This is a genomic window from Streptomyces sp. NPDC001941 (assembly GCF_040296945.1).
Lineage (GTDB): Bacteria > Actinomycetota > Actinomycetes > Streptomycetales > Streptomycetaceae > Streptomyces.
Window position 1 is genome coordinate 174156 of record NZ_JBEOYE010000001.1, and the last position, 21150, is coordinate 195305.

Below are 21150 nucleotides of genomic sequence, written 5' to 3' on the forward strand. Positions count from 1 at the left end.
GCCTACACGCCGGCGCTCGCGCACTCCGCACACGTACCGAAGATCTCCACCGTGTGCGCCACGTTCACGAAGCCGTGCTGCGCCGCCACCGACTCCGCCCACTGCTCCACCGCCGGGCCCTCGACCTCCACGGCCTTCCCGCACGCCCGGCACACCAGGTGGTGGTGGTGCTCGCCCGACGAACAACGCCGGTACACCGCCTCACCGTCCGACGTGCGCAGCACGTCCACCTCGCCGGCGTCCGCCAGCGACTGCAGCGTCCGGTACACCGTCGTCAGACCCACCGACGCGCCCTGGTGCTTGAGCATGTCGTGCAGTTCCTGCGCGGAGCGGAACTCGTCCACCTCGCTCAGCGCCGCCGACACGGCCGCCCGCTGTCGGGTCGACCGGCCGCGCACCGGGGGTCCAGCCGTCACCACAGGTGCCTCCTCAAACGTCCGCCGTACGAAGAACTACGCCGGACCATTCTGCCAGGCGCCCCGCCGGGCCCCTCAGACCTTCACGTCGTCCGAAGGCCCGCGCACCCCCGGCACCGCCACGTCGCACCGCTCCCGCGGCACCTCCACGGCCCGCGCCCGCCGCCGCGCCATCGGCGCCGCCAGCGCCGTGAGCAGCACGAACGCACCGATCGCGAGCAGCACGATCGTCGCACCCGGCGGCACGTCCCGGTAGTACGACGTGACGGTCCCGGCCATCGTCACCGCCACTCCGAGCACCACCGACAGCACGAACGTCACCAGGAACGAGCGCGACACCTGCTGCGCCGCCGCCACCGGCACCACCATCAGGGCGCTCACCAGCAGCAGGCCCACCACGCGCATCGCCACCGTCACCGTCACCGCGGCCGTCACCGCGATCAGCAGGTTCAGCGCCCGCACCGGCAGGCCCGTCACCCGGGCGAACTCCTCGTCCTGGCTGATCGCGAACAGCTGCCTGCGCAGCCCCACCGTCACCAGCAGGACGAACGCCGCCAGCACGCAGATCGTCACGATGTCCTCGTCCGACACCGTCGACAGCGAACCGAACAGGTACGAGTTCAGGTTCGCGTTCGACCCGGTCGGCGACAGGTTGATCAGCATCACGCCGCCGGCCATGCCGCCGTAGAACAGCATCGCCAGCGCGATGTCGCCGCGGGTGCGCCCGTAGGCCCGGATCAGTTCCATCACGACCGCGCCGACCACCGCCACCGCCGTCGCCATCCACACCGGATTCGTCGACAGCAGGAAGCCGAGGCCCACACCGGTCATCGCCACGTGGCCCACGCCGTCGCCCATCAGCGCCTGCCGGCGCTGCACGAGGTGGATGCCCACGGCGGGCGCCGTGATGCCCACCAGCACGGCGGCCAGCAGCGCCCGCTGCATGAAGGGGTCCTGGAGGAATTCCATGATCAGGTCAGCAGTCCCGTGCGAAGCGGCTCACCGGCCGCGTGCGGATGTACGTGGTCGTGGCCGGGCAGCGCGTGCTGTCCCACGGCCTCGGGCGGCGGGCCGTCGTGCACCACGCAGCCGTCGCGCAGCACCACCGCCCGGTCGATCAGCGGCTCCAGCGGCCCCAGCTCGTGCAGCACCAGCAGCACCGTGGTGCCCCGCACCACCTGGTCGCGCAGCGTCTCGGCGAGCACCTCCTGGCTGGCCAGGTCCACGCCCGCCATCGGCTCGTCCATGATCAGCAGCTCCGGCTCGCTGGCCAGCGCCCGGGCGATCAGCACCCGCTGGTGCTGCCCGCCCGACAGGGCGCCCACCGCGTCCTTGGCCCGGTCCGCCAGGCCCACCAGCGCGATGGCCCGCTCCACGGCCTCCCGGTCCGCCCGGCGCGGCCGGCCGAGCCGGGTGCGCGAGAGCCGGCCCGACGCCACGACCTCGCGGATCGTCGCGGGCACCCCGCTCGTCGCGGTCGTGCGCTGCGGTACGTACCCCACCCGCGCCCACTGCCGGAAGCGCCTGAGCTCCGTACCGAACAGCTCCACCGAGCCGCCGGTCAGCGGCACCTGGCCGATCACCGAGCGGACCGCGGTGGACTTGCCCGAGCCGTTGGCGCCCAGCAGCGCCACGACCTCGCCGCGCTGGACGGTCAGGTCCACGCCGCGCAGCACCGGGCGCGAGCCCAGCGTGGCCGTGGCCCCGCGCAGGGATATGACTGGATCCATGGCTCGCGCCTCCGGTGGCTGGCTGGGGTGGGGGATCACTTGGCGCCGAGCGCCTTCTGCAGTGCGGTGAGGTTGGAGTCCATGACCGCGAGGTAGTCAGCGCCCTTGGAGGCGTCGGTGATTCCCTCCAGCGGGTCCAGGACGTCCGTCTTCAGGCCGGTGTCCTTCGCCAGCGTCTTCGCCGTGCGGTCGCTGGCCAGCGTCTCGAAGAAGACGGTGGAGACCTTGTCCTTCTTCGCGATCTCCTGGAGCGCCTTGACGCGGGCCGGGGTCGGCTCGGCCTCCGGGTCGATGCCCGCGACGCCCTCCTGGACCAGGCCGTAGCGCTCGGCGAGGTAGCCGAAGGCGGAGTGGGTGGTGATGAAGGTCTTCGTCGCGGTGTTCTTCAGGCCGGCGGCGAACTTCGCGTCCAGCGCCTTGAGCTCGCCCACCAGCTTCGCGGTGTTCTTCCGGTAGTCCGCCGCGTGGTCCGGGTCGGCCTTCTCCAGGGAGGCGCCGACGCCCTTGGCGACCTCGGCGTACTTCACCGGGTCCAGCCAGACGTGCGGGTCGGCGCCGGCCTCGTCGCCGTGGTCGTGGTCCGCGTGGTCCTCGGCGCCGTGGTCGTGGCCGACCTCGGTGCCGTGCTTCTCCAGGCTGGTCAGGGAGGCCGCGTCCACGGTGTTCTTCACCCCGGCCTGCTTGATCGCGTCGTCGACGGCCGGCTGGATGCCCTTGAGGTACAGGACGTAGTCCGCCCGGCTCAGGTCGGAGACCTGGCGCGGCTTGAGCTCCAGGTCGTGCGGCTCCACGCCCGGCTTGGTCAGGGTCTGTACGGAGACGTGGCCGCCGCCGATCCGCTCGGCCAGGAACTGCATCGGGTAGAACGACGCCACCACGCTCAGCTTGCCGTCCGCGGCCTTGTCGGCGGCGGTGGAGGAACCGGAGCAGGCGGAGAGGGTGACCAGGCCCAGGGCAACGGCTCCGGAGACGGCGGCGGTGGGTATCAGGCGTCGTACGTTCATGACACTCATTTTCAACAAAACTGGAAACGATTGTCAACAAGGCCTATGAGCACACCCCCGCCCGCGACCCCCGGCCGCTCCCGCGCGCCCCCGGCCCCCGGCACCCAGGGCCCCCTACGGGGAACCGATTTGATCCGGCCCCCGGACCCGCCGCTACCCTGAGGCATTCGCCGTTCGTCGTCGTCGTAATGAAGAGAGCAACGTGGCCGCCGACAAGATCGACACCATCGTCAACCTGAGCAAGCGCCGTGGCTTCGTCTACCCCTGCAGTGAGATCTACGGTGGTCAGCGTGCCGCCTGGGACTACGGGCCGCTGGGTGTCGAGCTGAAGGAGAACATCAAGCGCCAGTGGTGGCGCTACATGGTCACCTCGCGCGAGGACGTCGTCGGTATCGACTCGTCGGTGATCCTGGCCAGCGAGGTCTGGGAGGCCTCCGGCCACGTCGCCACCTTCTCCGACCCCCTCACCGAGTGCACCAGCTGCCACAAGCGCTTCCGCGCCGACCACCTCGAAGAGGCCTACGAGGAGAAGCACGGCCGGGTCCCCGCCAACGGGCTCGCCGACGTCAACTGCCCCAACTGCGGCAACAAGGGCCAGTTCACCGAGCCCAAGCAGTTCTCCGGCATGCTCGCCACCCACCTCGGCCCCACCCAGGACCAGGGCTCCGTCGCCTACCTGCGCCCCGAGACCGCCCAGGGCATCTTCACCAACTTCGGCCAGGTCCTGCAGACCTCCCGCAAGAAGCCGCCCTTCGGCATCGCCCAGATGGGCAAGTCCTTCCGCAACGAGATCACCCCCGGCAACTTTATCTTCCGCACCCGCGAGTTCGAGCAGATGGAGATGGAGTTCTTCGTCAAGCCGGGCGAGGACGAGAAGTGGCAGGAGTACTGGATGGCCGAGCGCTGGAACTGGTACACCGGCCTGGGCCTGCGCGAGGAGAACATGCGCTGGTTCGAGCACCCCCAGGAGAAGCTCTCCCACTACTCCAAGCGCACCGCCGACATCGAGTACCGCTTCCAGTTCGGCGGCAGCGAATGGGGCGAGCTCGAAGGCGTCGCCAACCGCACCGACTACGACCTCGGCGCCCACTCCAAGGCCTCCGGCCAGGACCTGCAGTTCTTCGACCAGGAGGCCGGCGAGCGCTGGACCCCCTACGTCATCGAGCCCGCCGCCGGCGTCGGCCGCACCATGCTCGCCTTCATGCTCGACGCGTACAACGAGGACGAGGCCCCCAACGCCAAGGGCGTCATGGAGAAGCGCACCGTCATGCGCCTCGACCACCGCATCGCCCCCGTCAAGGTCGCCGTCCTCCCGCTGAGCCGCAACGCCCAGCTCTCCCCGAAGGCCAAGGGCCTCGCCGCCGACCTCCGGAAGAACTGGAACATCGAGTTCGACGACGCCGGCGCCATCGGCCGCCGCTACCGCCGCCAGGACGAGATCGGCACCCCCTACTGCGTCACCGTCGACTTCGACACCCTCGACGACAACGCCGTCACCGTCCGCGAGCGCGACACCATGCAGCAGGAGCGCGTCTCCCTGGACCAGATCCAGGGCTACCTCGCCAGCCGCCTCATCGGCGCCTGACACCCCCCGCGCACCACGAAGCCCCCGGTTCCGCCTGACGGAACCGGGGGCTTCGGTGCAGACTTGCGCCCATGGCGCCGACCCAACCCGCCACGGCCGACACCATCAGCCGCTGGGACCAGCACGGCCGCAGGCACGACGTCCACCTGCGCCGCCACGGAGTCCACCGCACCCTCGACTGCGCCACCTGCGGCTGGCGCACCAGCGCCCGCCTGCTGCCCCGCGCCAAGGCCGAACAACACCTCGCCGGCGCCCACCAGGCCACCATCGACCCCGGCGGCCCCCGCCGCGGCGCCCCTCACACCCCCTCGTGACGCAACCCCCGCAACAACAGCTCGCACACCGCACGGAAATCGTCGTCCACCGTCGGCTTCACCCACTCCGCCGCGTGCACCGGATCGTGGAACCGCGCCGTCGCCGCGAACACCGCCCGCGCCGCCAGCACCGGATCGGCCACCCGGAACTCACCCGACCGCACACCCTCCCGCACGATCCGCGCCAACTGCCCGACCAGCTCCGCCAGATGCGCGTCCACCACACCGCTGTTCTCGTCGATCAGCACGCTGTACGTCGCGAACAGCTGAGGATCGTCCCCCGCCTTGTGCCGCTTCGCCTCGAACAGCACCGCGAACCACTGCCGCAGCTTCTCCTCCGCCGACTTCCCCGGCTCCGCGCTCAACTCCGCCAGCACCACCTCGGAACGGCCCAGCCACCGCGCCGTCACCGCCTCCCGCAACGCCGCCTTCGTACGGAAATGCCGGTACACACTGCCGTGGCTGACCCCGAGGGTGCGCGCCACGTCGACGACCGTCGCCTTCGCGGGGCCGAAGCGCCGCAACACGTCCTCCGTCGCCTCGAGGATGCGCTCGGCGGTCAGGGTCTCCGTCGCCATGGGGACGCCCCACCTTTCTGTCGGCTCCACTGACCGACGACGTTACCGCCCGCCGCCGACAACCCCACAAGGCTGTGGACAACGGGCGGAAACCCCAGGTCGTGGCCCGTGCGGCACCCAGTGGCGCCCCGCCACGACCACCGGTCAGTGCTCGCTGTCCAGGTGCGCCATCTGGTTCGCCGGGTAGCGCTCGCCCGCCGCCGCGCCCACCGGCACCGCACGCTCGATCGCCGCCAGCTCGTCCGCCCCCAGCGACACCTCCAGCGCCCCCAGCGCCTCCGCCAGCCGGTCCCGGCGCCGCGCGCCCACCAGCGGCACCACGTCCTCGCCCCGCGACAGCACCCAGGCGATCGCGATCTGCGCCACCGAGACGCCCTTCGCCTCGGCGATCTTCCGCAGCTGCTCCACCAGGTCCAGGTTGTGCCGCAGGTTCTCGCCCTGGAAGCGCGGGCTCATACCGCGGAAGTCGTTCGCCGCCAGCTCCCGGTCGGCCGAGAAGTGCCCGCTGATCAGGCCCCGCGACAGCACGCCGTACGCCGTCACGCCGATGCCCAGCTCACGCGCCGTCGGCAGGATCGCGTCCTCGATGCCCCGGGAGATCAGCGAGTACTCGATCTGCAGGTCCGAGATCGGCGCCACCGCCGCCGCGCGGCGCAGCGTCTCCGCCCCCACCTCGGACATCCCGATGTGACGCACGTGCCCGGCCTCGACCAGCTCCGCGATCGCGCCGACCGTCTCCTCCACCGGTACGTCGGGGTCGACGCGGGCGATCCGGTAGACGTCGATGTGGTCGGTGCCCAGGCGCTGGAGCGAGTAGGCGGCGAAGTTCTTCACGGCGGCCGGACGGCCGTCGTACCCGGTGAAACCACCCTCGACGGTGCGCAGGGCACCGAACTTCACACTGGTCAGCGCCCGCTCGCGGGCGGCGGCGGGGGCGGTGCGCAGGGCCTCGCTGATCAGCAGCTCGTTGTGGCCCATGCCGTAGAAGTCGCCGGTGTCCAGGAGCGTGATCCCGGCGTCGAGGGCCGCGTGGATCGTCGCGATCGACTCGGCCCGGTCACTGTCGCCGTACAACGCGGACATGCCCATGCACCCCAGCCCGAGGGCGGACACCCGGGGTCCGGTGGAGCCGAGGGTGCGCTGGGGGAGGGGGGTGGGAGAGGCGGGGGAGGCCGGCGAGGTGGGGGAGGTCATGGGGGGCTCCTTGGTGCGGGGCACGGGGGTGCGGGGTCTGACGGATACCGACTATGGCATGACAGCTGACAGATTTCAATATCTGTCAGTTGTCATCTGTCATCCCTTGTCTGTCATCTGTCAGTCATCAGCCGTCCGTCACCAGTGGTCATCTGTGAGCTGTCAGTCGTCATCCGTCAGCTGTCATCCGTCATCTGTCAGTCGATCTTTCGTCGATTGACATCGAGATCCGGCCAGACGTGCGACGCGTCCCGCGAAACTCACCCGAAAACCGAGTGCCCGTGGCCGGTGCGCGGGGTAGCGTCATCCGCATGTACGCGTTCTCCCAGATCTACGAGTGAGAGTGCGGCGGGCCCAAGTCCCGCCCCCCACCGGCCGTTTCACCGGCCACTGACCTTCGATCGATTCCGATCACTCCTCACCACGACGGGAGAACTCCCATGTCCAAGAGCCGCAACAACCTCCTCGGTGTCGGCGGGCAGCGCCGCAAGCTGTCCAAGGCCGACCAGCAGAGCGGCGGCCCGCGCCACGAGGACCGGCAGGTCGCCAACGACCACAAGTCCGAGCTCCTGCGCAAGATGCGTGAGCGCGCCGGCGGCCAGTCCGACGACGAGACCGGTGCGGCCGACGCCGAAGCCGGCGCCGAGCAGCAGGCCTGACGCCCCGGGCAGCCGCCCGGGCACGCACGTACGCGGGCGGGGTCCGGACCACCATCGGTGGTCCGGACCCCGCCCGTTCGTGCGCCTCCCCGCCGATCAGCCCACCAGGCGTGGCAGACGCAGGCTCAGCGCGCTCGTCAGGGCGATCGCCGCGAGCTGCACCAGCAGCGTCGTCACCAGGGCCGTGCCCATCCCGGCCGAGTCGGTCAGCGACAGGAACAGCGAGCCGAGCGTGGCGACGCCCAGGGCGAGCGCCGACTGCTGCGTCGTCACCATCACGCCGCCGCCCACGCCCGCCCGGTCGGCCGGTACCTCGGAGAGCACGATCCGGAAGACGACCGGCAGTTGCAGGCCCTGGCCCAGGCCCGCGAGGGCGACGCCGGGGAGCAGGTCCAGGGCCGACAGGTGCGGCCAGCCGCGCCACACGGTCAGGGCGAGCAGGGCGATGCCCGCCGCCTGCACGAGGGAGCCGGCCGTGACGACCCGGCTGCCCCAGCGGCGTACCAGACGGGGACCCGCCAGGGAGGCGCCGAAGAAGGCGAGCGCCATCGGCACCAGTGCCGCGCCCGCCGTCACCGCGCCCATCCCGAGGCCCTGCTGGAGGGCGACCGCGATGACGAACATGAAGCCGCTGAAGCCGATGGAGAACGGCACCACGAGCGCCAGGCCGCGGCGCAGCGAGACCAGGGAGAGCAGGCTGGGCGGGACGAGCGGGGTGCGGCCGCGGCGGTCGGCGCGTCGTTCGACGTACCAGAACGCGGCCGCGGCGAGCGGGGAGACGGCGAGCGCGACCCAGGTCCACAGCGGCCAGCCCGCGGCCCGGCCCTCGGTGAGCGGGGCGAGGAGCGTGAGCAGGGTGACGGCGAGCAGCAGGGTGCCGGGCACGTCGACGGTGGCCGGGCGCGGGGAGCGGGTCTCGGGCACGGAGCGGGCGGCGAGGAGCAGGCCGACGGCCGCGACGGGCACGTTGACCAGGAAGATCGAGCGCCAGCCGGTGCCCCAGACGTCGGCGGCGACCAGGACGCCGCCGAGGATCTGTCCGGCGACCATGGACAGGCCCGCGGTCGCGCCGTACAGGCTCATGGCCCTGGCGCGGCGGGGGCCGCTGGTGGCGGCCTGGATGGTGGCGAGGACCTGGGGGAGCATCAGCGCGGCGGCGGCGCCCTGGGCGACGCGGGCGGCGACGAGGGTCCAGGCGTCGGGGGCGAGCCCGCAGGCCAGTGAGGTGAGGCCGAAGGCGGCCATGCCGGCGAGGAACAGCCTGCGGCGCCCGAACTGGTCGCCGAGGCGGCCGCCGAGGACGAGGAGGACGGCGTAGGAGAGGCCGTACCCGGCGACGACGAGTTCCAGCAGGGCCGGTCCGGCGGCGAGGTCGTGGTCGATGGTGGGCAGCGCGACGTTGACGATGAAGAAGTCGACGAGCGGGAGCGCGGCGCCGAGGAGCACGGTGAACAGGCCGAGGGCGCCGAGCACCGGGGTCGTGTGGTGCACGACTCCGCCGGTGCGGGCAGTGGTCAGGGGGGAGGCTGTAGTACTCACGGCATCGATCCTGCGCCCGTTCCCAGCCTGGTACCAGAGTGTCTTTATCCTGGTACAAGTGCTACCTGGCAAGCGGCTGCGCGGCCGCGCACGCTGGAGGGATGACGACGATGACGCAGGAGTCCGAGGCGAGGCGGGCGGAGCTGGCGGGTTTCCTGCGCAGCCGCCGGGAGCGGATCGCGCCGGAGCGGGTGGGGCTGCCCAGGGGCGCGCGGCGGCGGACGCCGGGGCTGCGGCGCGAGGAGGTGGCGCAGCTGTCGGCGGTGGGGGTGACCTGGTACACGTGGCTGGAGCAGGGGCGGGACATCCAGGTGTCGCCGCAGGTGGCGGACGCGCTGGCGCGGGCGCTGCTGCTGGACGCGAGCGAGCGGGCGCACCTGTTCGCGCTGGCGGGGGTGGCGGACCCGGCGCCGGGCGGATCGTGTCCGACGGTGACTCCGGCGCTGCGGGCGATGCTGGAGCAGTTGTCGCCGGTTCCGGCGTGCGTGCAGAACAGCCGGTACGACATCCTCGCGTACAACGCGACGTACGGGCGGCTGCTGTGCGACCTGGACGAGCTGCCGCCGGAGGACCGCAACTGCATGTGGCTGTCGTTCACGAACCCGCGGTGGCGGGCGTCGGTGGCGGACCTGCCGGAGATGAACCGGACGATGGCGGCGAAGCTGCGGGCCTCGATGGCGGGGCACTGGAACGAGCCCGCGTGGAAGGCGCTGGTGGCGCGTCTGGAGGCGGCGTCGGGGGAGTTCCGGGAGCTGTGGGCGCGCCATGAGGTGGTGGCGGCGTCGGGCCGGGCGAAGTACGTGTTCAACGCCCATGTGGGCCGGCTCCACCTGGAGCACACGAACCTGTGGCTGGGCCCCATGTCGGGGCCGCGCCTGGTGGCGTACGTACCGCTGGACGAGGAGTCGCGGCGGGGTGTGGAGCGGCTGGCGGAGCTGGCGCCGGTGGCGGCCTGACGGGGCCGGACACCGCCCCGGGGACGTGCGCGTGGTCAGGCCTGCGGTGCCGGTTCGCGGATCTCCGGGGCGCTGAGGCGGTCGGCGGTGCGTTCCGCGGTGCGCCGGGCCCAGGTGCCGCTGGTGAGGGCGCCGACGGCGAGGACCGCGAGGCCGCAGCCGGTGATGATCCACCAGGCGGGGCGGGCCGCGTCGACGAAGCCGTCTCGGTAGGAGTCGGGGTGGGTGCCCGCGGCGAGTACGGCTCCGATGACGGCGACGCCGAGGGTCTGGCCGATCTGCCGGCTGGTGGAGGCGACGGCGGCGGCGACCCCGGCCTGGGCGCGGGGCATGCCGGAGACGGCGGTGTTGGTGATGGGGGCGTTGACCATGCCGAAGCCCAGGCCGAACAGGATGTACCCGGTGAACAGCAGGGCGGTGGTGGCCTCGGCGTCGAAGGCGGCGAAGAGCAGTCCGCTGGCGGCCATGGCGGTGCCCGCGACGAGCAGGGAGAGCCGGGGGCCGCGGCTGCCGACGAGCCGTCCGGACAGCGGCGCGCACACGAAGGTGAGCGCGGCCATGGGCAGCATGTACAGGCCCGCGTCCAGGGCGTCGAGGCCGCGGACGTCCTGCAGGTAGAGGGTGTTGAGGAAGAGGAAGCCGCCGAGCGCGGAGAAGGCGCAGATGGCGATGACGGTGGCGCCGCTGAACGGGGCGGAGCGGAAGAACCGCAGGTCGATGAGGGGTTCGGCGCGCCGGGGCTCGTACAGCAGCAGTCCGGTGAGGGCGAGGGCGGCGACCGCGGCGAAGACCGGGCTGGACTCGATGATCGCGTACGTGAGCGAGCCGAGGAGCACCATGACCAGGACCTGGCCCACGGGGTCGGGGCGGCGGGGCCTGGGGGCGCGGGACTCGGGGACGTAGCGCAGGGTCAGGGCGAGGGCGGCGAGGCCGACGGGCAGGTTGACCCAGAAGATGGACCGCCAGCCGACGGTGTCCACGAGCAGGCCGCCGACGAGGGGGCCGGCGGCCATGGAGATGCCGACGACGGCGCCCCAGACGCCGATCGCGCGGGCGCGTTCGCGGGGGTCGGTGAAGGTGTTGGTGATGATCGACATCGCCACGGGGTTGAGCATGGACCCGCCGACGGCCTGGACCATCCGGAAGGCGACGAGGGCCTCCAGGCTGGGGGCGACGGAGCAGAGCACCGAGCCGAGGGTGAAGAGGACGAGCCCGGCGGTGAAGACCTTGCGGCGGCCGATGCGGTCGGCGGTGGAGCCGGCCGGCATCAGCAGGGAGGCGAGGACCAGGGTGTAGGCGTCGATCGTCCACTGCATGCCGGCGACGGAGGCGTGCAGTTCCTTCTGCATGGACGGCAGCGCGACGTTGAGGACCGTGTTGTCGAGGCTGACGATCAGCAGGCTCATGCAGCAGATGGCGAGGACGAGCATGCGGCGCCGGGGTGTGAGCTCGGGCATGTTCAGATAGTACGACTAACTAAAGAGTGCCGTCGTACGCGACAATGGGGGGATGACCGTGCTTTCCCCGTACTCCCCGCTGGCCATCGGGCCGAACACCGTGCAGCCGCCCGTGGTGCTCGCCCCCATGGCGGGCATCACCAACGCGCCCTTCCGCACCCTCTGCCGCGAGTTCAGCGGCGGCAAGGGCCTGTTCGTGAGCGAGATGATCACGACCCGGGCGCTGGTGGAGCGCAATGACAAGACGATGCAGCTGATCCGCTTCGACGCGAGCGAGACGCCGCGCTCGATCCAGCTGTACGGGGTGGACCCGGTCACCGTCGGCAAGGCCGTCCGGATGATCGTGGACGAGGACCTGGCCGACCACATCGACCTGAACTTCGGCTGCCCGGTGCCCAAGGTGACCCGCAAGGGCGGCGGCTCGGCGCTGCCGTACAAGCGGCCGCTGCTGCGCGCGATCCTGCACGAGGCGGTGTCCAACGCGGGCGACCTGCCGGTGACGATGAAGATGCGCAAGGGCATCGACGACGACCACATCACCTTCCTGGACGCGGGCCGCATCGCGGTCGAGGAGGGCGTGACCGCGATCGCGCTGCACGGGCGCACGGCCGCGCAGCACTACGGCGGCACGGCGGACTGGGACGCCATCAAGCGGCTGAAGGACCACGTGCCGGAGATCCCGGTGCTGGGCAACGGCGACATCTGGTCGGCGGACGACGCGCTGCGGATGGTCCGTGAGACGGGCTGCGACGGCGTGGTCGTGGGGCGCGGCTGCCTGGGGCGGCCGTGGCTGTTCGCGGACCTGGTGGCGGCCTTCGAGGGCCGCCAGGAGTACGCGCAGCCGTCGCTGCGGGTGGTCGCGGACGCGATGGTGCGGCACGCGACGCTGCTGGGGGAGTGGCTGGGCGACGAGTCGCGCGGAGTCATCGACTTCCGCAAGCACGTGGCCTGGTACCTCAAGGGCTTCTCGGTGGGCTCGGAGATGCGCAAGCGCCTCGCGGTCACCTCCACCCTCGCGGACCTGCGCGGCGGTCTGGACGAGCTGGACCTGGACCAGGCGTGGCCGGTGGGCGCGGACGGGCCGCGCGGGCGGACCTCGGGCAACAACCGGGTGGTCCTGCCGGACGGCTGGCTCAAGGACCCGTACGACTGCGCGGGGATCAGCGAGGACGCGGAGCTGGACACCTCGGGCGGCTGACACCCGGTGTCAGGCGTCTCCCGGGGTGTCCCCGGATGACGTGTGAGCGGCCCGGGGCGGTCAAGGAGTGAGACGGCAGGCGTCCGGAACGCGTCGAAGAGCGCGTGATTCTCGCCACCCTTGATGGGGGTGCCGCTCAGATGAGCGGATCTTGTGGGTGTGTGGAAGATGAAGAGTGGCACTGGGTGCCACCCTTCTTTCGTTCAAGAAGTGAACTCACATGCCGAGCTAGCCGCTCATGTGAGCGTCGAGGCCCTCGGTTGGGTCAAGAAGTCTTCGGGCCCTGAAAACGTGCCCTACCCATCAGTCACTTTTGATCTGCTGGCGGACGAGTGGTTATGGCCGTACGTCGGATAGGCGTACCTCCCCAGGAGCCTTCGATCTGGGTATGTTCCTCGCCGTCAGGGCAGCCACCGAGTCATCGAGAGGTCGAGACCCGTGTCGGAAAACAAAGATCAGAAGTTCGTCTACGACTTCACCGAGGGCAACAAGGACCTCAAGGACCTCCTCGGTGGCAAGGGTGCGAACCTCGCCGAGATGACCAACCTCGGCCTTCCCGTCCCTCCGGGCTTCACGATCACGACCGAGGCGTGCAAGACCTACCTCGACAGCGGCGACGAGCCGGCCGCGCTGCGCGACGAGGTGAGCGCCCACCTCGACGCCCTTGAGAAGACCATGGGCAAGAAGCTCGGCCAGGCCGACGACCCGCTGCTGGTCTCCGTACGCTCCGGCGCCAAGTTCTCCATGCCCGGCATGATGGACACGGTCCTCAACATCGGGCTCTCCGACGCCTCCGTACCCGGCCTCGCCGCCCAGTCCGGCAACGAGCGCTTCGCCTGGGACTCCTACCGCCGCCTCATCCAGATGTTCGGCAAGACCGTCCTCGGCGTGGACGGCGAGCTGTTCGAGGAGGCCCTCGACGAGGCCAAGGCCGCCAAGAAGGTCACCGTCGACACCGACCTGGACGCCGGCGACCTCAAGAAGCTCGTCAAGCAGTTCAAGAAGATCGTCGCCGACGAGGCCGGCCGGGACTTCCCGCAGGACCCGCGCGAGCAGATGGACCTCGCCATCAAGGCCGTCTTCGACTCCTGGAACGGCGACCGCGCCAAGCTCTACCGCCGCCAGGAGCGCATCCCGCACGACCTGGGCACCGCCGTCAACGTCTGTTCCATGGTCTTCGGCAACCTCGGCCCCGACTCCGGCACCGGCGTCGCCTTCACCCGCGACCCCGCCTCCGGCCACCAGGGCGTCTACGGCGACTACCTGCAGAACGCGCAGGGCGAGGACGTCGTCGCCGGCATCCGCAACACCGTGCCGCTCGCCGAGCTGGAGTCGATCGACAAGAAGTCGTACGACCAGCTGATGCAGATCATGGAGACCCTCGAAACGCACTACAAGGACCTGTGCGACATCGAGTTCACCATCGAGCGCGGCCAGCTGTGGATGCTCCAGACCCGCGTCGGCAAGCGCACCGCGGGCGCCGCCTTCCGCATCGCCACCCAGCTGGTGGACCAGGGCCTGATCGACGAGGCCGAGGCGCTGCAGCGGGTCAACGGCGCGCAGCTGGCGCAGCTGATGTTCCCGCGCTTCGACGAGAACGCCAAGGCCGAGCTGCTCGGCCGGGGCATCGCGGCCTCCCCGGGCGCCGCGGTCGGCAAGGCCGTCTTCGACTCGTACACCGCAGTCAAGTGGTCGCGCTCGGGCGAGAAGGTCATCCTGATCCGCCGCGAGACCAACCCCGACGACCTGGACGGCATGATCGCCGCCGAGGGCATCCTGACCTCCCGCGGCGGCAAGACCTCGCACGCCGCCGTGGTCGCCCGCGGCATGGGCAAGACCTGCGTGTGCGGCGCCGAGGACCTGGAGGTCGACACCAAGCGCCGCCGCATGACGGTCGGCGGCACGGTGATCGAGGAGGGCGACGTCGTCTCCATCGACGGCTCCACCGGCAAGGTCTACCTGGGCGAGGTCCCGGTCGTGCCGTCCCCGGTCGTGGAGTACTTCGAGGGCCGCATGCACGCGGGCGCCGACGACGCCGACGAACTGGTCGCGGCCGTGCACCGGATCATGGCGTACGCGGACCGGGTGCGCCGGCTGCGGGTGCGGGCCAACGCGGACAACGCCGAGGACGCGCTGCGGGCGCGCCGCTTCGGGGCGCAGGGCATCGGCCTGTGCCGCACCGAGCACATGTTCCTGGGCGAGCGCCGCGAGATGGTCGAGCGGCTGATCCTCGCCGACACCGACGAGGAGCGCGAGTCCGCCCTGGCGGAGCTGCTGCCGCTGCAGAAGAAGGACTTCGTCGAGCTGTTCGAGGCCATGGACGGGCTGCCGGTGACGGTGCGCCTGCTGGACCCGCCGCTGCACGAGTTCCTGCCCGACATCACCGAGCTGTCGGTACGCGTCGCGCTCGCCGAGTCCCGCAAGGACCACAACGAGAACGACCTGCGGCTGCTCCAGGCCGTGCACCGGCTGCACGAGCAGAACCCGATGCTGGGCCTGCGCGGCGTGCGCCTCGGCCTGGTCATTCCCGGCCTGTTCACCATGCAGGTGCGCGCCATCGCGGAGGCCGCCACGCAGCGCATCGAGGCCAAGGGCGACCCGCGCGCCGAGATCATGATCCCGCTGGTCGGTACCGTCCAGGAGCTGGAGCTGGTGCGCGACGACGCCGAGCAGGTCCTCGCCGAGGTCCAGGCGGCCACCGGCGTGGAGCTGAAGCTGGCGCTCGGCACGATGATCGAGCTGCCCCGGGCCGCGCTGACCGCCGGTCAGATCGCGGAGGCCGCCGAGTTCTTCAGCTTCGGCACCAACGACCTGACCCAGACCGTGTGGGGCTTCAGCCGCGACGACGTCGAGGCCAGCTTCTTCACCGCGTACCTGGAGAAGGGCATCTTCGGCGTCTCCCCGTTCGAGACGATCGACAAGGACGGCGTCGGCTCGCTGGTCGAGCACGCGGTCAAGCAGGGCAGGGCCACCCGCCCCGACCTCAAGCTCGGCGTGTGCGGCGAGCACGGCGGCGACCCGGAGTCGGTGCACTTCTTCCACGAGGTGGGCCTGGACTACGTCTCCTGCTCGCCCTTCCGGATCCCGGTGGCGCGCCTGGAGGCCGGTCGCGCGGCGGCCGCCTCCCGCGGCTCCGACAGCCGCTGAGACCCCCGGGCCCCGGGTCCGGTCGGGGACCGGGGGCCCGGGCGGGCACTCCCGAGGCGCGGGAGCGGCCCGCCTCGCTGACCTCATGGCCTGCTGAAGCGTCACTCTGCTGACCTGCGGTTCAGTAGCGACGACCGATGAGCACCCGCTCGCCGCCCGTCCCTTCCCACCCTCACCGGCGGGCGGCGGCACCCCGGGTGCGAGAATGCGGCGGACACCTCGTGCGGAGGTGTCCGCCGCGCTGTTTCCACCTCTCGTCCGCTCCCCGGGCGGAACCCTTTGCTCCGTGCGCATGCGTGAGATGCCCCGTGCACATGCGCGAGATGCCTCGTGCACATGCGTGAGACGCCCCGTGCGCATACGTGAGCGGAAATGCGAGTACCCGTTGAATTACGGCCGGTTGAATTCTGGCCTGTTGAATTCCGGACCGTTAGCGGCAGCCGAAGGGGTGCGGCTCCGAGGGCCCCGGCGGTCGAAAGATTCCCGCCATTCGTACCGCAAACGTGGTCGGGGTGCGGCCTCCGGATCCCCACCCGGTGGCCGCACCCCATTACCCCTGCCGGACGTGGGAGCCGCAACCTCCACCGACCGCCGCCGGGCGTCCAAAGCCCCCCACGGTCTTCATGACGCCACTTCGGTGCTGAAGGTTTCCTGCCCGACGCGTACAGCCTTTCGGTTTGCGGGGGTCTTCCGCGACGCGTTTCAACTGTGGCCGAAACTCCATGGTGACCTCCCGTGATGGCATGCATACTCAGTGGTGGGGGTGATTGCGGATGCAACAGGTGGGGGTTCAGTGCTTCGTATCCATTTCTCCGGGGACGACCTCGCGGCGGTCCGGATGGCCCCGCGGCCCGATGTGATGTGGGAAACCGTTCTCAGTTTTCACCGATTGCGCGACCGGCGCGGAGCGGTGGTGTTCGGGGAATGGCGCACCGAAACGCGCAGGAGGCTCAACGGCGAGACCAGGCTGCTGTCGGCGCTCATCCCGCCCCGCGGCTATTTCCCGGACTTCCTCACGCCCGCGGAGGGCGTGCACGGGCTCGACGCGGGCCTCCAGGCCGTCCGGGCCACCCCGCCCGCCCGGCTCCACGCCGAACTGACCCTGCTCGGCCGCGACCGGCTCCGCCCCGCCGCGCCGCCGACCCGGCTCGCCTCGCTCGCCGAGGGCGGCCCGGAGGCCATGAGCCGCCTGGTGGGCGCCCTGCGCAGCTACCACCGGGCCGCCATCGAGCCGTACTGGCCGCAGGTCCAGGCCCGGGTGGAGGCCGACCGGGCGGTACGCGGCCGGGCCCTGCTCGACGGCGGCGCCGAGGAACTCCTGGCCCGGCTCCCGCCGATGCTCCGCTGGCGCGCGCCCTACCTGGAGTGCGACTACCCGGTCGACCGCGAACTGCGCCTGGACGGCCGGGGCCTGCTGCTGCAGCCGTCGTACTTCTGCCGGGGCACCCCGTGCGTGCACCGCGACCCGGGACTGCCGCCGGTCCTGGTGTACCCGGTCACGCACACCGACGCGCCCGTCCACCGCGAGCCCGCCCGGCCGTCGCTGGGCAAGCTGGTCGGCCACACCCGCTCCACCGTGCTGGCCGCGATCGGCCGCGGCCACGGCGGCACCACCAGCGAACTGGCCCGGCGCGCCGGGATCTCCCTCGCCTCGGCCAGCCAGCACGCGTGCGTACTGCGCGAGGCGGGCCTGGTGGTGACCCTGCGCCACGGCAACGCGGTGCTGCACACACTGACACCGCTGGGCGCCGCACTGCTCCAGGGCGGCGGCCTGCGAGACATGGTGGCGCCGGGGGCGGGACCGTCACCGCGCGGCTGAGGCGGGCGTCACCGAGCGGCTGAGCGAGGAGGGGAACGGGCCGGCCCCCGCCCGGGAACGAGGGGCGGGCCCCGTCCGGGAACGAGGTGCCGGCCCGCCCGGGATCGACCGGGGTGACCGAGGGGGCGGGCCGCCCGGCCGGCATCGAGGGGGCCGGCCTCCTCGATGCCTCACCCGTTGATCCCCGACCGCTCCACCCCGGCCACGATCCACCGCTGGAACACCACGAACACCACCACCAGCGGCAGGATCGACACCCCGGCCGCCACGAACAGCTCGTGCAGGTTGACCACTTGGGCCGTGGTGAACGTCGACAGCGCCACCTGCACCGTCCACGCATCCCGGTCCTGCCCGATCACCAGCGGCCACAGGAAGGAGTTCCAGGCCCCGATGAACACGATCGTGCCCACCGCCGCGAACACCGGCCGCGCGTTGGGCACCACGATGCGCCAGTACGTACGCCAGTACCCGAGCCCGTCCACCTGGGCCGCGTCCTCCAACTCCCGCGGGAAGCCCAGGAAGTACTGCCGGAAGACGAACGCCGCGAACGCCGAGAACAGCGTCGGCACGATCAGCCCGCGCAGCGTCGAGACCCAGCCCAGCGACGACACCAGCACGAAGCTCGGTACGAAGGTGACGGCGGCCGGGACCATCAGGGTGCCCAGGATCGCGTAGAACACCTGGTCCGCGTACCGGTACGGGACGCGCGCCAGGCCGTACCCGGCGAGCGAGGCCAGCAGCAGCGTGCCCGCCGTCGTCGCCACCGCGATCAGCGCCGAGTTCAGCAGCGCCCGGCCCATCGGCACGGCCGGGTCGGCGAACAGCTCGCCGATGTTCGACCAGCGCAGGCTGGACGGGAAGAACGTCCAGTCGGGCGAGGTGATCTCCTGCTCGGTGGCCAGGCCGTTGCGCACCAGCAGGTAGAACGGGATCAGGAACAGCAGCGCCAGCGCGACCAGCAGCGCGAGCCGCAGGGCGCGCCCGGCCCGCACCAGCCCGTCGTCACGGATGCCGGACGCCCGGCGGCCACGACCGCCCCCGGCTCCCCTCGTCGTCGTGCTCACGCCCCTCACCGCTCCTCCCGGTCGCCGAGCCCGAACCAGCGGGCCTGGAACAGCGTCACCACCGCGATGATCAGCGCGAGGATCACCGCGCCCGCGCTGCCGAGCCCCAGGTTCTGCCCCTGTCCCAGGGCCGTGTAGTAGAGGTAGACCAGCGGCGGGCGCGCGTACGGCGGATAGCCGCGGGCGTCCGAGAGCAGGTTGTAGAACTCGTCGAACGCCTGGAACGCGTTGATCACCAGCAACAGCACCACCGCCACCGACGTCGCCCGCAGCTGCGGGAACGTGATGTGCCGGAACACCTGCCAGCCCGGCCGCGCCCCGTCCACCGACGCCGCCTCGTACAGCTGCGGCGGGATCCGCTGGAGCCCCGCCAGGAAGAGGACCATGTAGAACCCGGCCTGGAGCCACAGCCGTACGGTGACGATCACCAGCCAGTACCACGGCGGGTCCGTCGTCGACAGCCACGCCACCTGGTCCGCGCCGAACCAGCCCAGCACCGTGTTGGCCAGGCCGAACCGCACCCCGTTGAAGACCGACAGCTTCCACACCAGCGCCGCCACGACGTAACTGCACGCCGCCGGGAGGAAGAAGACCGACCGGAAGAACGCCTTCGCGCGCCGCGTGCGGTGCACCATCACGGCCAGCGCCAGCGAGAGCGCGTACGTCGCGGGCACGATGAACAGCGAGAACACCGCGAACGTCAGCAGGCTGTCCGTGAACGCGTCGTCGCGCAGCATCGCCGCGTAGTTGCCGAACCCCACGAAGTCGGTCGGCGACACCGTGTTGTGCGCGTCGAAGAACGACAGGTACACGCTCCACAGCAGCGGTACGTACGTGAAGAGCGCGAGCCCGATCGCGAACGGCCCCACGAACACCCAGAACCACAGCGCGTCACGGCGCGCGCGGGACCGGCCCGCGCCACCGTCCGACGGTCCCGCGGGGGCGCGCCCCGCCGTCCCCACCCGGCCGCGGCCCACCGGCTCAGGACTTCTTCCGTACGCGCGCCAGCTCCTCGTCCGTCCTGCGCACCACCGCCTTCAGCTCGGTGTCCGGGTTCGCGCCGTCCTTGATGATCCGGCTGAGCGCGTCCTGGTAGGCGGTCTGGCTGGCCGGGGTCCACAGCAGTGGCTGCGCGTAGCCGTTCTCCGTCGCGTACCGCACGGCGTCCGCCGCCGCCCCGTCCTTGAGCTCGGCCGCCTTCTTCGCCAGCGAGATCCGGGCGGGGATGTGGAAGCCGTACGAGAGCGCGAAGTCCTGCTGGAGGTCCGCGGAGTCGATCCACAGCCACTTCAGGTACGCCTTGGCCTCCGCCTGCCGCTTCGAACGGGCGCTCACCGCCGCCCCGTACGCCCCGACCGGCACCGTCGGGCGGCCCGACGCGCCGTCCTTGGGGAACGGCAGCACCCCGAAGTCGTCCCCGAGTGCCTTCTTCACCTGCGGCAGCGCCCACAGCCCGGACCACTGCATGGCCGTCAGGCCCTGGATGAAGGCCGACGGGTCCGACCAGTCGGCGGGGGCGCCGAGCAGCAGCGACTTGTCGGCGTACAACTGGCGGATCTTCGCCAGCGTCCGGGCGGCGGCCGGGTCGTCGAACCCGGTCTTGCCGTCGTCCGTGACGAGCCCGAGCCCCGCCGCGTACAGCGGGGTGCCGCCGAGGACGCCCGCGCCGCCGTCGTTCCCGAGGAACAGGCCCTTGGTCTTCCCGTCCGTCAGCTTCTTCGCCGCGTCGACCAGCTCGTCGAGCGTGGCGGGCGGCGCGAGCCCGGCGGCCGAGAGCAGGCTCTTGCGGTAGTAGAGCAACTGCATGTCCACGACCTGCGGGATCGCCCAGATCTTCCCGTCGTACGTCTTCGGTGCCAGCGCGGCCGGGTTGAAGTCGTCCTTCACCCCGGCGAACAGCTCGGTCAGGTCCACCACCTGGCCGCCCTGGATCTGGTCCAGGGAGGGGCCGTTGACCTCGAAGACGTCCGGTCCCGAGTCGGTGAGCAGGGCGGCGGCCGTCTGCTGGTCGTAGTTGCCCGGCCGCCACTGCACGTCCACGGGCGTCTTGCCGTACGCCTTCGCGTACCGCCGCACCGCCTGCTCGGTGCCCGGCTCGCCGTACTGGTGGTACCACTGCGACAGCGCCTTGCCCCCTCCTCCCGAACCGTCGCCGCCACGACCGGTGTTGGAGCCGCAGGCGGTGGCGAGCGCGAGGCCGGCGGACGCGGCGGCCGTGGAGAGCAGTGCCCGGCGGCTGAGGCCGCGGGTGGTGGTCATCGTGGGTCCCCCTTCAGTCGAACTGTCGAATCTTCGAACCGTCGAATGGTCGAGCGGGTCGGACGATCGATTGATCGATGCCCTTCGGTCGGTGCCCGGCCCAACGATCAACCATGCGAGGGGATTACGACAGGTGTGTTGCGGCTTTGTGTGGCCTGGCCGCCCCCGACCGGCCATCCGGGCCGCACGCCGTCCCCGTCACGCCGTCTCCCGGTCACGCTGCCTCCCGGT

The 21150-nt window shown here is 71.3% G+C and carries 18 protein-coding genes; 7 read left to right on the top strand and 11 right to left on the bottom strand.

The features are described from left to right. Nucleotides 1-2: 2 nt before the first annotated feature. The 4 genes from ABT160_RS00730 to ABT160_RS00745 form a co-directional block, all read right to left on the bottom strand. The gene (locus ABT160_RS00730; protein WP_351641745.1) at nucleotides 3-419 is read right to left on the bottom strand and encodes a Fur family transcriptional regulator; all 417 of its coding nucleotides are present in this window, start codon (nucleotides 417-419) and stop codon (nucleotides 3-5) included. Nucleotides 420-491: 72 nt separating this feature from the next. Beyond that, a complete protein-coding gene (locus ABT160_RS00735; protein WP_351641747.1) occupies nucleotides 492-1385 on the bottom strand; it encodes a metal ABC transporter permease in 894 nt (297 codons plus the stop codon). A 2-nt stretch (nucleotides 1386-1387) separates the two neighbouring features. Further along, nucleotides 1388-2146: a metal ABC transporter ATP-binding protein gene (locus ABT160_RS00740; protein ID WP_351641748.1), complete on the bottom strand. Its 759-nt coding sequence runs from the start codon at nucleotides 2144-2146 to the stop codon at nucleotides 1388-1390. Between the two features lie 35 nt (nucleotides 2147-2181). After that, nucleotides 2182-3150, bottom strand: coding sequence for a metal ABC transporter substrate-binding protein (locus ABT160_RS00745; protein WP_351641750.1), 969 nt, complete (start codon nucleotides 3148-3150; stop codon nucleotides 2182-2184). 202 nt (nucleotides 3151-3352) lie between these two features. On the opposite strand from ABT160_RS00745, the gene ABT160_RS00750 reads away from it, so the two are divergent. Together ABT160_RS00750 and ABT160_RS00755 are read left to right on the top strand one after the other, a co-directional pair. Further along, nucleotides 3353-4735, top strand: a complete 1383-nt coding sequence (locus tag ABT160_RS00750) for a glycine--tRNA ligase (protein ID WP_351641752.1) — start codon at nucleotides 3353-3355, stop codon at nucleotides 4733-4735. A 71-nt stretch (nucleotides 4736-4806) separates the two neighbouring features. Next, nucleotides 4807-5049, top strand: a complete 243-nt coding sequence (locus ABT160_RS00755; protein ID WP_351641755.1) for a hypothetical protein — start codon at nucleotides 4807-4809, stop codon at nucleotides 5047-5049. Here the strand turns inward: ABT160_RS00755 and ABT160_RS00760 are convergent. After that, nucleotides 5034-5627, bottom strand: a complete 594-nt coding sequence (locus tag ABT160_RS00760) for a TetR/AcrR family transcriptional regulator (RefSeq protein WP_351641757.1) — start codon at nucleotides 5625-5627, stop codon at nucleotides 5034-5036. The genes ABT160_RS00755 and ABT160_RS00760 overlap by 16 nt on opposite strands. 144 nt (nucleotides 5628-5771) lie before the next feature. Then, nucleotides 5772-6821, bottom strand: coding sequence for an aldo/keto reductase (locus ABT160_RS00765; RefSeq protein WP_351641760.1), 1050 nt, complete (start codon nucleotides 6819-6821; stop codon nucleotides 5772-5774). Between the two features lie 440 nt (nucleotides 6822-7261). On the opposite strand from ABT160_RS00765, the gene ABT160_RS00770 reads away from it, so the two are divergent. After that, nucleotides 7262-7480: a DUF6243 family protein gene (locus ABT160_RS00770; RefSeq protein ID WP_351641762.1), complete on the top strand. Its 219-nt coding sequence runs from the start codon at nucleotides 7262-7264 to the stop codon at nucleotides 7478-7480. A 96-nt stretch (nucleotides 7481-7576) separates the two neighbouring features. Here ABT160_RS00770 and ABT160_RS00775 read toward each other — a convergent pair whose 3' ends face one another. Further along, on the bottom strand, nucleotides 7577-9019 hold the full coding sequence (locus ABT160_RS00775) for an MFS transporter (protein WP_502984135.1): 1443 nt from the start codon (nucleotides 9017-9019) through the stop codon (nucleotides 7577-7579). Nucleotides 9020-9120: 101 nt separating this feature from the next. On the opposite strand from ABT160_RS00775, the gene ABT160_RS00780 reads away from it, so the two are divergent. Next, nucleotides 9121-9975: a helix-turn-helix transcriptional regulator gene (locus ABT160_RS00780; RefSeq protein ID WP_351641764.1), complete on the top strand. Its 855-nt coding sequence runs from the start codon at nucleotides 9121-9123 to the stop codon at nucleotides 9973-9975. A 35-nt stretch (nucleotides 9976-10010) separates the two neighbouring features. On the opposite strand, the gene ABT160_RS00785 is transcribed toward ABT160_RS00780, so the two are convergent. Then, complete coding sequence (locus ABT160_RS00785) at nucleotides 10011-11432, bottom strand: MFS transporter (RefSeq protein WP_351641767.1); 1422 nt, start codon at nucleotides 11430-11432, stop codon at nucleotides 10011-10013. Between the two features lie 52 nt (nucleotides 11433-11484). Here ABT160_RS00785 and dusB point away from each other — a divergent pair, with 52 nt between their 5' ends. The 3 genes from dusB to ABT160_RS00800 all read left to right on the top strand — a co-directional run bounded on the left by dusB (nucleotide 11485) and on the right by ABT160_RS00800 (nucleotide 17596). Next, nucleotides 11485-12630 carry a tRNA dihydrouridine synthase DusB gene (gene dusB, locus ABT160_RS00790; RefSeq protein ID WP_351641769.1) on the top strand — a complete coding sequence of 382 codons (1146 nt, stop codon included), beginning with the start codon at nucleotides 11485-11487 and terminating at the stop codon, nucleotides 12628-12630. Between the two features lie 438 nt (nucleotides 12631-13068). Then, on the top strand, nucleotides 13069-15777 hold the full coding sequence (ppdK, locus tag ABT160_RS00795; protein WP_351641772.1) for a pyruvate, phosphate dikinase: 2709 nt from the start codon (nucleotides 13069-13071) through the stop codon (nucleotides 15775-15777). 793 nt (nucleotides 15778-16570) lie between these two features. After that, on the top strand, nucleotides 16571-17596 hold the full coding sequence (locus tag ABT160_RS00800; protein ID WP_351641775.1) for an ArsR/SmtB family transcription factor: 1026 nt from the start codon (nucleotides 16571-16573) through the stop codon (nucleotides 17594-17596). Between the two features lie 170 nt (nucleotides 17597-17766). Here the strand turns inward: ABT160_RS00800 and ABT160_RS00805 are convergent, their stop codons facing one another. From ABT160_RS00805 to ABT160_RS00815, 3 genes are read right to left on the bottom strand one after another with little or no spacing between them, the layout of a single operon-like run. Then, the gene (locus ABT160_RS00805; RefSeq protein WP_351642207.1) at nucleotides 17767-18606 is read right to left on the bottom strand and encodes a carbohydrate ABC transporter permease; all 840 of its coding nucleotides are present in this window, start codon (nucleotides 18604-18606) and stop codon (nucleotides 17767-17769) included. A 59-nt stretch (nucleotides 18607-18665) separates the two neighbouring features. Next, nucleotides 18666-19637, bottom strand: coding sequence for a carbohydrate ABC transporter permease (locus tag ABT160_RS00810; RefSeq protein WP_502984136.1), 972 nt, complete (start codon nucleotides 19635-19637; stop codon nucleotides 18666-18668). 4 nt (nucleotides 19638-19641) lie between these two features. Then, nucleotides 19642-20919, bottom strand: a complete 1278-nt coding sequence (locus ABT160_RS00815) for an ABC transporter substrate-binding protein (RefSeq protein ID WP_351641777.1) — start codon at nucleotides 20917-20919, stop codon at nucleotides 19642-19644. Nucleotides 20920-21150 lie beyond the last annotated feature (231 nt).